The organism is Limnovirga soli (assembly GCF_013106755.1).
GTDB lineage: Bacteria > Bacteroidota > Bacteroidia > Chitinophagales > Chitinophagaceae > Limnovirga > Limnovirga soli.
Map to the genome: position 1 here is coordinate 107,447 of NZ_WHPF01000006.1, position 12,950 is coordinate 120,396.

The following is a 12,950-nucleotide window of genomic DNA, read 5'->3' on the forward strand; positions in this document are numbered from 1 at the left end:
TTAGCAGCAAAATAATTATTGGTATAGATAATGCCTTTTCTATTCGAAGTAGTTTAACCAGGTAATCTATTCCGCATTGGTATATTTCTGACGCTTTAATTTGCTTACAAATTAAGTTAAATTAATTTTATAATATTGATTTACAGTTATTTAAACAATATGATAGATGATTAATTAAATATAAATATTGCCTAATTAGTAATAAATACAGTCTGCCATAATTTGATTTTACAATTTTATTGATGATTGCTATATCAGAACAGCCCGAACATCCTAATTTAGTAGTTGTTTGTACCTTATACATATTGAATGCTACCAAAAGATTACTATACTATCCTGGGTGTTTTGCCTGATGCTACTGATGCCGAGATAAAACAGTCTTACCGCAAACTTGCCATGAAATACCACCCCGATAAAAACCCGGAAGACAGTGTTTCAGAGGCAACATTTAAGGAGATTGCGGAGGCTTACGAGATATTATCCGATAGGGTAAAAAGAGAAGATTATCATTATAAAAGATTGTACACCTATAACTATAGCTTTAAAAAGTCGCCCACAATAACACCGGCATCTATATTAAAAGCAGCCTTTACACTAAAAAATATGGTGAAAAGCTCTGACCCCTACCGTATTAACAGGGATGCTTTATCCTTTCAGCTTGAACAGGTGTTGAGTGAAAAGCACCTGGAGGTACTGGAAAAGGAAAAGGCAACAGCCATCAACCTTGAAATAATTAATGTGGTTTTAGTGTCTGCAAAACTGTTAACGATAGATCTTTTAATAAACTTATTACCCAAGCTTACCAAACTGGCTAATGAAAACCAGGTCGCGTTGGACAAAATTGACATTTTGGTTAACCAAAAAAAGAAGGAAGCCAAATGGGAAAAAGTAAAGCCCTTTATTGCGGTTGGTGTTACTATAATTTTATGCATAATTATGTATATAATTGGTAAACAATAATTTACAAAATTTATATACTAATTTAAAGAATATAAAATAACCTTTATTGAATTGCAGCAAATAAGGACAGACTTTCATTATCGGTACAAATAGCACAGCCCAATAGCATTACCAGCCGTACAAGAGTGCGACGCAAGAAAAGACCAATTTGGCTTCAACTGCCGGGCTAACAAAGTTCTTACAAAAGCTTATTTGCTTTTAGCCAATTTAAGCAACGATCGAACCACTGATCGTTGGTGGTGGGATTGTGTAATCCAAAACCATGTCCGCCATTTTGATAAATATGCATCTCGGCTTGAATATTATGGCTAATGAGCGACTGATAATATAAAATACTATTTTCTGGCTTTACAGCACCGTCGTCTGAAGCATGCACCAGAAATGCTGGCGGGGTTTTATCTGTTATTTGGTCTTCGTTGCTAAAATAGGTAGTCATAGCCGCAGTGGGTTTATTGCCAATGAGGTTATTACGCGAACCCATATGCCCTACCTCTTCTTTAAAACTAATAACGGGGTAAATAAGCAGGGAGAAATCTGGCCTTAAATTGGCACCAGCCAGCTCTTTACGAACCGGATCGTTAAAATGCACACTGGCAGATGCTGCCAAATGCCCACCTGCAGAAAAACCCATAATACCCACTTTGTTTACATTGATATTGTACTGGGCAGCATGGGAACGTATAAAATACAAACCTTGCTGGGCGTCCATTAAAGGCACATAAGCTTTATTGGTCATACAGGCATCATCAGGCAAACGGTAATACAGCACAAAGGCCGTGATGCCATTATCATTAAATATTTTTGCAAACTCCGCACCTTCGTGACCAGCAGCCAATACGCCATAACCGCCGCCGGGACAAATTAAAACCGCCGTACCATTTTGTTTTTCTTTGGCAGGTTGATAAACGGTAATAGTTGGAGTAGTTACATGCTGCACTATCAACAAACCACTTTTGTTCCAGCTGGTATCAATAAACTCTTTTTGAACTGCATTACAAGGTATTGCATTGGGTACGGCTCCATCATACAAAGAGAAAACCTGCTGGGCATGTATGGCTTGCATGAACATAAAATAGCTAATGGCTGTTATAAGTTTTTTCATAATGGATTATAAAATAGAAAATGCTTTAAATATTTTCTAAGTTAGCGGATTAATACTGTACCTGGCAAAAATTATTTATAATCAATAACTAATGCAATACGGTTAGCTATTTACATTGAAAAGGATTTTCAACATTAACACATGTACAGTACATTAACCATTGTTAGATACCCAAAACTGTTGGGAATTGCCGGCTTCATCTCTATGGCAATTTTTAGAGTGCCCTTGCTGTTTAATAAGCAATTAAGTTTTTGGAAACTGATGGGCTGCGGCAAAAACGGCACATTTGATATTTACCCCGATTGGCGGCAATGGGCCATTTTAACAGTACATAATGCGATCCCAGAAAAACAGGTAATACCGGTTTATGGTGGCTTTATACACCAATGGTTTCATTTTTTTGGCTGTGAAATTTTCACTATAACCCTGGAAGCGATGGAAGGCCATGGTAGCTGGGATGGTAAACCCGTTTTTGGTGATTTAGCCAAACAAACAGATTATAATGGATTGATTGCGGTATTAACGAGGGCAACTATCCGTTTAAACAAACTAAGTTCGTTTTGGAAAAATGTAAACAGTGTGGCGCAAAGAATGGCAGATGCCCCGGGTTTTATAACATCCGTAGGCATTGGAGAAGTGCCCTGGATAAAACAAGCCACTTTTAGTGTATGGGAAAGTAAGGAACACATGAAGCAATTTGCCTATAAAATGCAGGAACATGCTGCAGTAATTAAAGCTACCAGAAAGGAAAATTGGTATAGTGAAGATATGTTTGTACGGTTTAAACCCATTGCAGTTTCTGGAACATTGAATGGCATTAATCCATTAGCAGGAAAGGTAGGAAGCAATAAACAGTACCATGGTCAATATCAGGGCCTGTGAAACTTAAAACGAATTAATATTTTCGAACCCTCCATCATATTTCCTACCATTGTAAAACCAGATTTAAGCAAAACCTGTTGAGATGCCAGATTGGGTTGCTCAGTTACCGCATATAAAATATCCTGAAAATGATGTTCAAAGAAAAAGGGTTTACCAAAATGAACCAGTTCTGATGCATAACCCATACCCCAAAACTGTGGCAATAGTGCATATCCAATTTGTAATTTTTCTTTTTCCTGTTCAATAGGAATTAGCGCAAATGAACCGGCAAATGCATTGGTAGCCTTTTCTATTACGGCCCATCTGCCAAGATTAGGATGCGAAGCATAGAATGCAATATTCCATAACAATGATTTTTCCGCTTCTTCCCTATTTACAGCTGGTCTGATATATCTTACAACTTCTTCATTACCATTAAGATCAAAAAAATGTTGCAGGTCGTTTTTGGTAAATTGACGAATAATTAAGCGGGGTGTTTCAAATATGATCATAATGGCAATAAGGTTTTCTCCATAATATACATACCGCGGAAATGCTTCAACATTTGAGGAAAGTCTAGCTGATAATTGCCGGTGATTACAAAGCCCATTTTATGATAAAAGCGTATGGCGGCAGCACTGCTATCCATCACTTTTAAAACGATGCCTGCCTTTCCCATTTCAGTTGCCAATTGAACAATAAAAACAAGAATATTACTACCTATTCCATTACCTGAAGTATGGCCCATAAGGTAAATCCGCTCCAATTCAAGAGCATTATCAGTGTCGGCTGCAAATGAGGGATTGATATTTAATTTTACAAATCCAACAGGTATATCCAGGTGGCAAACCAGGTAAAATACTGCATTTGCATCGGCCAATTCACTTTGCAACCGGGCAATATTAAAGCAATTATTAATATACCATTCACCCCCATCATCCCATAAATGAAGGTAATGATCCTTATAGGCTTTGATTGCAATATTGCTTAGGAGTGGTGCATCTTCTTTAATAAGTAATTGTAGCGTAGTATGGCCGGCTAATTGTATCATGGAATTGGTATACAATGAAATTATACAGGCAAGTGCCATTCTAACAAGTCGTCCTCAACAACACCATACAATACAAAACCATTCTTTTGCAAAATACGTGCAGAAGCGGTATTATCCTTTTCCGTTCTTGCCATCAATAGTTGTATAACAGGCTGCTGTTTGCACCATTGAACCATTGCAGATACAGCTTCGGTCATAATACCCTTACCCTCATAGGCTGGCATGGTGCCATAGCCAATTTCTACCATTCCACTTGCTGTGGGCTCACCTTTAAACCCAAGTTCAGCAACTATTGTGTTGGAAGCTTTTTCCACTACCGGCCAAATAGTATAATAAACAAAATTGTCAGCTGTAGCCTGCTGCATTTTGGGAATTGTAAAACCCTCAATCATGTCTTTAAGATCAGCAGAAACCACACGGTTATTTTCCGTATACCCCATACTGCTTTCATAGATATTTTCTGCCAGCAAATAATCCAGCAGCGGATAGGTTTCTAATGGAAAAATATGCAGTCGCTTTGTTGCTAACATCTTGTATAAAAATGACTTTTTATTTATGAATTTCACTGGTAAAATGAAATTGAATATCCGGATTATTTTGAATTTCTGTATTTAAAAACCATTCACTTTGGGCCAGATAAACCGGGTTACCATCCTTATCTTCTGCTGAATTGGATTGTTTAAACCGCAGAAAATCTTCCAGCTTTTTATCATCGGTGCTGGTTAGCCAGCAAGCCTTGAAGAATGGTAATGTTCTAAACTCGCAGGCAGCGCTATATTCATGCAGTAGTCTATATTGTATTACCTCAAACTGCAATTCACCCACACAACCAATAATTTTTTTATTGCCACCAAATTGGGTAAACAGCTGCGCAACCCCTTCATCTGTTAACTGGCGGATACCTTTTTCCAGTTGTTTTGTTTTCATCGGGTCTTTATTCACCAGTTCTTTAAAAATTTCTGGTGAAAAAGAAGGAATACCCGTAAAATAGAAATCTTCGCCTTCTGTTAGTGTATCGCCTATTTTAAAATTACCGGTATCAAATAAACCTACAACATCTCCGGCATAGGCATCGTCAATTACATCTTTGCTTCGAGCCAAAAATGAATATGGGTTACTGAAACGTAAATCTCTGTCTAAACGTACATGGTGAAAATATTTATTCCGCTCAAACCTGCCACTGCACACCCTTAAAAAGGCAATACGGTCGCGGTGTTTGGGGTCTAAATTGGCATGTATTTTAAATATAAAACCACTGAACTTATCCTCACCAGCTTCTACATTTCTGGAGCTCGTTTCGCGGTCGCGGGGTACAGGGGCAATATCAATAAATGTATCCAGCAATTCTTTTACGCCAAAATTATTGATGGCACTGCCAAAAAATACAGGAGCTACTTTGCCTGCCAAATAATCAGCAGGGTTTAATTTTCCATAAACACCTTCAATCAATTCAACATCTTCCCGCAAAATATTGGCATCGCTTTCCCCTACTTTAGCATCAAGCCTTGCGTCAGCTAAGTCTTCAATAGCCACGCTACCTTCTTCATTAGCCTTGGTATTGGCCGTAAATAGTAAAAGACTTTTATCGTGCAGGTTGTATACCCCTTTAAAATCTTTACCACTGTTTATGGGCCAGGTTAAAGGGTGCAGACTTAATTTTAGTTCTTTTTCAATTTCTTCCAGTAAATCAAAGCGGTTTTTACCATCCCGGTCCATTTTATTGATAAACACAATTACCGGTGTATCCCGCATACGGCATACTTCCATTAAACGCCTTGTTTGATCTTCTACCCCATTTACACTGTCTATCACGAGTACAACACTATCCACGGCAGTTAATGTGCGGTAAGTATCTTCGGCAAAATCTTTGTGACCTGGTGTATCCAGCAGATTAATCAGGTTATCCTGGTACTCAAAAGTCATAACACTGGTGGCAACAGAAATTCCACGCTGCCGCTCAATTTCCATAAAATCACTGGTGGCATGCTTTTTTATCTTGTTGCTTTTTACCGCACCAGCCGTTTGTATAGCACCGCCAAATAACAGGAATTTCTCTGTTAATGTGGTTTTACCCGCATCGGGGTGACTAATAATAGCAAAGGTTTTGCGCCTGTTAATTTCTTTTTCGTATTTCATATTTATTCACCGAACGTTAAAAATACCTGCTGCGGAACAAAAAGGCAACAGTTATTTGGGCGGCAAAGGTAAGGTTTGCAAATTGTTTAGCCGCAGGTGTATGTCTTTATTCGCCATTACCTGTTTTGAAGTAAAAAACGGTATTGCCGGGGAATGAACCGAACCCCTGCAGTGTGCGACGCAAGTAAAGCCTCCTAAACAACTCATTGCCGGGCCCATAACCTTAACTATGAATGGCTACAAGGTCTTTTTGCAAAGTGATAATATGGGCTACAATTTTATCAGCATGATCACGGGAATTTTCAATAAACCATTTGTGTGTATCCATTCCGCCGCAAACCACGCCAGCCAAATAAATCCCGGGCATATTTGTTTGCATGGTAGTATCATCATAAGTGGGGTGCAGGTAAGCATCATCACTCAGTTGTACGCCAAGGTGCTTTAACAGGGTAAAATTGGGCGTATAACCAGTCATAGCAATTACAAAATCGTTTTCAATAGTAAGCGCACCATTGGGTGTTTGCAAACTTACAGTATGCGGCGTAATGGCAGTAATTGAAGACTCGTAATATACCTGTATGCTTCCCTCTTCTATGCGGTTAATAATATCAGGACGTACCCAGTATTTTACCCTTTCGCCAATTTGCTTGTCTTTAATAACCATGGTAACTGTAGCGCCTTTACGCCAAGTTTCCAGTGCAGCATCCACGGCAGAGTTTTGTGCACCTACCACCAATACTTTTTGAAAAGCATAATAATGCGGATCTTTATAATAATGATGCACCTTGTCTAAGGTTTCGCCGGGTATACCCATCAGGTTGGGTAAATCGTAAAACCCGGTGGCAATAACAATATTAGCCGCAGTAAATACTTGTTTGGTGGTGGTAATAATATATTCTTTAACTGCCGTTTGCTGCACCTGTGTTACTTCCTGAAATAAATGCACATGTAATTGGTACATGGCTGTAACCCGACGGTAATACTCTACCGCCTCTTGCCTGTTGGGTTTATTGTGCAGGGTCATAAAAGGTACCCCGCCAATTTCAAGCCGCTCAGCAGTTGAAAAAAATGTCATGTTTACAGGGTAATTATACAGGCTGTTTACCAGGCAGCCCTTTTCAACAATAGCATAGCTTAACCCGGCATTTTTTGCGGCAATTCCACAGGCTAAACCAATTGGGCCGGCACCAATTATAAGCATATCCAGTTTTTCCATGGGCGCAAATTACAACCGAAATGGGGATTCGCAGAAAACAGCTTGGCTTTTATGAGCCAAACTTTGGATTAGGCATTTTACATCCTTGCGTCGCACTCTTTTACTGCAACAAAATGGCAGCTATAAATACAATCAGTAATGGTATAACACTTAATTTTATTGTTTACAATAATTAAGTACAACATAATACCACCATATTTATCCTTACCATGAATCATTATTTTATTATCCCCGGCTTAGGCAATTCCGGCCCCGAACATTGGCAAACATATTTTGAAACAACCAGTGATAATTTTATCCGCATTCAACAAAAAGAGTGGGATGCCCCAGCCTGTTTAGATTGGGTAAATACCATTGAAGCCGCCTTGAAGGGATATGATTTATCCAAGGTAATTCTTATTGGCCATAGCCTGGGTTGCACCACCATTGCTCATTGGTATGCCCAATTTGGCAAAACCATTAAAGGCGCATTATTGGTTGCCCCCAGCGATATTGAAGCTACCATTTACAATTTCCCCGCAACAGGTTTTGCACCTATACCACTTGGCAAAATGGAATTTAAAACAATTGTAGTAGCCAGCACCAACGACCCATGGGTTTCGTTGGAAAGGGCTGCCTATTTTGCAGAGTGCTGGGGAAGTGATTTTATTAATATTGGCGAAGCAGGCCATATAAACGCTGAGGCAGGGTTTTATAAGTGGCAGCAAGGACTGGATGTTTTAAGTCAGCTGGATTAAGTTTTTACACCAGTATTTTGCTGCAATAATAACAGAACGCACAAGAGTGCGACGCAAGTACAGCACGATGTATGCACTATTGCCGGGTTAAAAAATATTTTTAACCACTCCTAAACCAGGTGTTGGGTTAATATGCATACAGCCATTTTTAAGTATAAAACCACCTGCAAAAAGTGTTTCGGCAATGTCGAAACTTCCATCTAAATCAAGATAGCGGGTGTTGGGGCTACTAAATGCCGCATGCAAGGCTGCTGTTATACTTACCAGGCTTTCATCATTACAACCCCAGAACAAATGAATACCGGCTTGTTGCGCTGTTGCTGCAATGGCTTTTGCCGCCAATATGCCGCCACATTTCATTAATTTAATGTTATACACTCCATAAGGCTGTGGCGATTGTGCCAGCTGAATGGCAGATGCCTGATTAATCAGCGATTCATCCGCCACCAATTTGTTCCTTACTGCTAATGGTAACATCGCTAACTGGTGGTCGTTACTAACAGGCATGGGTTGCTCAATTAATTCAATGGGCAAATGGCTGGTGGCTTTTACAAATTGCTGCAACTGGCTTATTGTATAACCCTGATTTGCGTCTACACGTAAAACAACCGCCCCATGTAATGCCTCGGCTATTTTGCTTACCCTTTCAATATCTGCTTCAACTGAAATACCGGTTTTTAATTTTAGTATGGTAAAACCCGCTGCCACACAGGCTTTAGCCTCTTCCAACATTTCGGCTGTTTCTTTTATTCCAATAGTAACCGAGGTGGGTATCGACTTGTGCAATTGCCCGTAAAGTTGCACCACAGGTATATTGCTATACTGGGCAAAAGCATCGTGCAATGCTATATCAATTGCCGCCAGCGTTCCAGGCAACTGTGAAAAATAGCTGGCAGCATTTTGAATCAATTGATGATAGGCCTCAATATTTTGGCCAATCAGTGTTTGTACATAATCAGATTGCAGGTGTTGCAAGGTATCGGCAGGTGTTTCGCCAACCACATCTTCAAAAGGATTGGCCGCACCATACCCAACCATGCCATTTGCCAGTGTAATTTCTAAAAATACAATCCCCGTATCAGTAAATGTTTTATAGGCAATAGTGTATGGCTTTATTAAAGGCAATTGCAGCAAATAAGCTTGTACGGCTGTAATTTTCATACGGCTTTATATTATTGTTTGAATAAAGGGTATTAGTTTGTCAACCCCTTGTTGTAATGGCAATAAAACCGGAATACCAAGTTCTTTTTCATATTGTAGTTGAAAGGCTATTGCTTCCTCAGTAGTACAATGCTCAGTATTTAATGCCAGTGCAATTACTTCCGCACCGTATTGCCGAATAAGTGCTATTTCGCTTGCCACAGACGGAATGGCACCCCATGCCGGTATATGATCATAATGTTCGCGTTTGGGCGCATGCACCAATATCACCCGCCTGGCATTACCCGATACCAGCATTTCTGAACCACAAGGTCCGCTGGGGTTACGCAATGCCGCCTGCCCTTCAATAAAAATAACGGCGGCATTTGTTTCGCGGTAACAACTTACAATGGCGTGTTCTAACTCGCCTGAAATAAAGTCGTTTAATGTTGAATCAAAAATAAACCCATAACGGCCGCCCTGCAACCAACCTGTTTGCCCGGTATAAATCATTTGGGCGTTAATATTATGCGCGGCACAAGCTTGTTGCAATAATCGGCAGGTAGTTCGTTTACCCAATGCGCAATCGGTACCAATTACTGCAATTATCGGGGCTTTTACCGTAAATATATCGCCTGTCCAAAAATGCAAATCCTTACGTTGTTTGGGTTTGCGAACATCAATTAATTCCACCCCATTGGCCAGGGCCTGCGCTGCCAGTGCAGGTTTTTCACTCAAATAATCATGTAAACCATTTACAATATGCATTCCTGCTTTTATACAGGTTTCAATAATGGGAATAAATCTATCGGGTAAAATACCGCCTACTGTTGCAATACCAATGATGGCATAGCTTATATCATTAATTTGAGCAAGTGCTTCCTGCACACTGGCGTATATGGGAATATTACGGTGTATGCCATCCAGTACTTCTCCGGCATCTTTGCCAGCATGGCGTTCATCAATAACGGCAGCAATGGTGTAGCGGTCGGTAGCACGAATAAGCCCGTGGGCCGTTTTAGCGTCTGATTCATGCAAAATACCATCGGTTAACACAATGGCTTTAGGTAAAATATGGTTAATCATGATAAAGGTTTTTAGCCGGGCATGAAGATACGATTTGCAGCTTTACTTGCGTCGCACTCTTGTACGGCAGAATTACTATTGGCAGTTGATTAAACACTATTTGCAAACGTATAAAAGCTCATTCATTGCCATCAGCACAAGTGTGCGACGCAAGGGAAGATGCTATAAATATATTGCCGGGCTCAAAAAAAAGATAATTGAATTACCGGAAAGCATGCTTCAAATAACCTGTACTATCCACTTCATAGTCGTCTTTATCGCAACAGGGTTAAGGATCCGCTAATTAATTTGCCTATATTTTTTCTATCAATAATATAATAATAAATACCTACCGGTACCGGCTGCCCTTTATAGCGGCCATCCCAGGGTGTGCTATATCCATCAGAATGGAAAACGGGTTGCCCATAGCGGTTAAATACCGACACCGTGCAGGCAGGATATAAATCCAGATAACGAATCAACCAGGTATCGTTAATACCATCTCCATTTGGGCTAAATGCATTGGGTACAACCGGGTTGGGTAATACTTTTACCAAAATGATATCATTGCTGCTGCAATTACCTATACCCGTTGCCGTAAAAAAATACCGCGTATCTGCCACCGGGTTTACCGTGGGCTGCAATAATGTATTATCATCCATGTATTGGTAGGGTAACCATTTGTATTGCAAATTTTCTCCGCTGGCTGTAGCTGGTATGGTTACACGTCCTCCCACCAGGATAGTTATATCCGGTCCGGCATTAATTTGTGGATTGGGAGAAACAATAATGGTTTGGGTAGCCGAATCAACACAACCATCCAATGTGGTAAAACTATAAGTTATAGGAATACTTCCTACTCCGGATTGCTTTGAATTAAACAACCCACTGGCACTTACACCGGCTCCGGTATACATAAAACTTCCGGGGTTACCCGGTTGTGCAAAAGCCTGTGTAATCTGGCGCGGCAAGGTATCGTAACAAATACCGGGTATTGCGGTAAATTCCACCGCCGGACTGGCATGTATGGTAATGGTTTGTACCGCTTCATCAAAGCAGGTAATGCCCGAATAGGCAATATACCTGATGGTATATTGTTTAAATAGTGGCTGTTGAAAATTAGAATAGGCATGATTGTACAACTTGCCCGGCTGTGGACTTTCATCAATGGTACTGTCTGCAGTGTTGCCGGTATCGTCCCAAAATATTACCACTTTGGTTATATTACCAAAATCAACCGTTGCATTATTCTTTATGGCCACCAATTGATTACTACATAACAGGGATGCATTTTGCACCTGGAAAGCCGCATTAGGTACTGCCCCATTTACCGTAAATATTTTGGAGGTGCTATCCTTACACCCATAGGCCGAGGTAACGGTTAAGCCAACGGTATAATTTCCCTGTGCCGAATAGCTATGATCGGGGTTTTGAAGTACTGATGTGTTGGCATTACCTGTGCCTGCATTTGCATCGCCAAAGTTCCAGTTATAACTAAAGGGGTATTGCGTTAAATCGCCGGTATAGGAACTGTCTTTAAAATGTGCAATGGCATCGTTAAGACAAATTTCGGGATTGATAAAATTAACCTTTGGGTTGGGTTGTACTTTTATTACTACACTATCTGTTGATGCACAACCGGGTTTTGTGGCAAATGAAGTATTTACATAATATTTTTGGTATGCAGGGGTTAATCCATCATTACGCAGTGTTACTATTGGGTTGGAGATATTTGTATTATTAAGTCCATCTACAGGCAACCAATCATATGCATAATTAGGATTGGCAACAGTACCCAATTCAAATTGCTGTCCCACGCAGCCACTTAAACTATCTGTAGCTGCGGCAACAGAGGGTGGCATATCCGTATAAATAATCACATTTTTAATACTGTGGTTATCATTAGAACCGCCTGTGCTGGCTGTAAAACCCAGATACCCTTTAAAGTTAAATTGCTGAAAACCGGTTAAGTATAATTGATCGTTTACCGATACGCTTATATTTCCGGCATCATAACTAACTTTTACATGGTTATACTTATTTGAGCGAAGAAAGGACAAACTGTTATCGGCATTATCTTTTGTAGGTTGCAAAAGACATTCGCCGGGTTCGCCATTTAAACCGGCGTATCCAATACCCCAACGTATTTCAATCTTAGGTACCAGGTCGTGATTTTGCGGAAATTGCAGGCAGTTGTTCCAGGTATCAAAACAAATTTTAAGTCCATTAGCGGTGCCGGGTATGCCCAACCCGCCACCAATTACATAACCGGAAGGAGGTACATCTAAAAAGCAAAATGCAATACCGTCTGCACCGGTGCCATCAAACATACGCATGTCAAATTCTGCCGTCCATTTACTACATAGCGATAAATTAATGGGTTGATTATAAAATATAGCCCCGCTGCTGCTGTTTGTAGCAGCACATAATAATAGTTCACTAAAATCATTGCTGGTAATATTGGCTTTTTTAGCGGCGCCCTGCAGGTTCCAGCCATTGGTGTTTAGGGGGGCGCCTGTTAATTGCGCAAAAACATAGGTTTGCGCACTTACCAAAACAGGCAACAAAAAAAGAACCATCGTTCCTAAAAAAAGTTTCATCCAGCTACGCATCATAGAACCTGAAAATTATCAACTTTACACGAATAACCATTGCTTTGCCGATACTTTAATGCTGCCATAG

At 40.1% G+C, this 12,950-nt stretch carries 12 protein-coding genes; 3 read left to right on the forward strand and 9 right to left on the reverse strand.

Going from position 1 to position 12,950, the window contains the following annotated elements; translation table 11 throughout:
* Window positions 1-309: 309 nt before the first annotated feature.
* Window positions 310-960, forward strand: coding sequence for a DnaJ domain-containing protein (locus tag GD597_RS22140; protein ID WP_171607596.1), 651 nt, complete (start codon window positions 310-312; stop codon window positions 958-960).
* A 178-nt stretch (window positions 961-1,138) separates the two neighbouring features.
* Here GD597_RS22140 and GD597_RS09420 read toward each other — a convergent pair whose 3' ends face one another.
* A complete protein-coding gene (locus GD597_RS09420; protein WP_171607597.1) occupies window positions 1,139-2,062 on the reverse strand; it encodes an alpha/beta hydrolase in 924 nt (307 codons plus the stop codon).
* Between the two features lie 141 nt (window positions 2,063-2,203).
* Between GD597_RS09420 and GD597_RS09425 the strand changes: the two genes are divergently transcribed.
* Window positions 2,204-2,944 carry a DUF3291 domain-containing protein gene (locus GD597_RS09425; RefSeq protein WP_171607598.1) on the forward strand — a complete coding sequence of 247 codons (741 nt, stop codon included), beginning with the start codon at window positions 2,204-2,206 and terminating at the stop codon, window positions 2,942-2,944.
* On the opposite strand, the gene GD597_RS09430 is transcribed toward GD597_RS09425, so the two are convergent.
* The 5 genes from GD597_RS09430 to GD597_RS09450 form a co-directional block, all read right to left on the reverse strand.
* The gene (locus GD597_RS09430; RefSeq protein WP_171607599.1) at window positions 2,932-3,435 is read right to left on the reverse strand and encodes a GNAT family N-acetyltransferase; all 504 of its coding nucleotides are present in this window, start codon (window positions 3,433-3,435) and stop codon (window positions 2,932-2,934) included. The two genes, GD597_RS09425 and GD597_RS09430, sit on opposite strands and share 13 nt — an antisense overlap.
* The gene (locus GD597_RS09435; RefSeq protein WP_171607600.1) at window positions 3,432-3,974 is read right to left on the reverse strand and encodes a GNAT family N-acetyltransferase; all 543 of its coding nucleotides are present in this window, start codon (window positions 3,972-3,974) and stop codon (window positions 3,432-3,434) included. Before GD597_RS09435 ends, GD597_RS09430 begins: the two co-directional genes overlap by 4 nt.
* 20 nt (window positions 3,975-3,994) lie before the next feature.
* Window positions 3,995-4,504, reverse strand: coding sequence for a GNAT family N-acetyltransferase (locus GD597_RS09440; RefSeq protein WP_171607601.1), 510 nt, complete (start codon window positions 4,502-4,504; stop codon window positions 3,995-3,997).
* A 19-nt stretch (window positions 4,505-4,523) separates the two neighbouring features.
* On the reverse strand, window positions 4,524-6,110 hold the full coding sequence (locus GD597_RS09445; RefSeq protein WP_171607602.1) for a peptide chain release factor 3: 1,587 nt from the start codon (window positions 6,108-6,110) through the stop codon (window positions 4,524-4,526).
* Window positions 6,111-6,333: 223 nt separating this feature from the next.
* Window positions 6,334-7,326 (reverse strand): YpdA family putative bacillithiol disulfide reductase, encoded by a 993-nt coding sequence (locus GD597_RS09450; protein ID WP_171607603.1) that lies wholly within the window; start codon window positions 7,324-7,326, stop codon window positions 6,334-6,336.
* Window positions 7,327-7,535: 209 nt separating this feature from the next.
* Between GD597_RS09450 and GD597_RS09455 the strand changes: the two genes are divergently transcribed.
* Window positions 7,536-8,063, forward strand: a complete 528-nt coding sequence (locus GD597_RS09455) for an RBBP9/YdeN family alpha/beta hydrolase (protein ID WP_171607604.1) — start codon at window positions 7,536-7,538, stop codon at window positions 8,061-8,063.
* Window positions 8,064-8,150: 87 nt separating this feature from the next.
* On the opposite strand, the gene GD597_RS09460 is transcribed toward GD597_RS09455, so the two are convergent.
* The 3 genes from GD597_RS09460 to GD597_RS09470 form a co-directional block, all read right to left on the reverse strand.
* The gene (locus GD597_RS09460) at window positions 8,151-9,224 is read right to left on the reverse strand and encodes a mandelate racemase/muconate lactonizing enzyme family protein (protein ID WP_171607605.1); all 1,074 of its coding nucleotides are present in this window, start codon (window positions 9,222-9,224) and stop codon (window positions 8,151-8,153) included.
* 6 nt (window positions 9,225-9,230) lie between these two features.
* Window positions 9,231-10,289 carry a DUF1611 domain-containing protein gene (locus GD597_RS09465; protein WP_171607606.1) on the reverse strand — a complete coding sequence of 353 codons (1,059 nt, stop codon included), beginning with the start codon at window positions 10,287-10,289 and terminating at the stop codon, window positions 9,231-9,233.
* A 254-nt stretch (window positions 10,290-10,543) separates the two neighbouring features.
* A complete protein-coding gene (locus GD597_RS09470; RefSeq protein ID WP_171607607.1) occupies window positions 10,544-12,883 on the reverse strand; it encodes a T9SS type B sorting domain-containing protein in 2,340 nt (779 codons plus the stop codon).
* Between the last annotated feature and the right edge of the window lie 67 nt (window positions 12,884-12,950).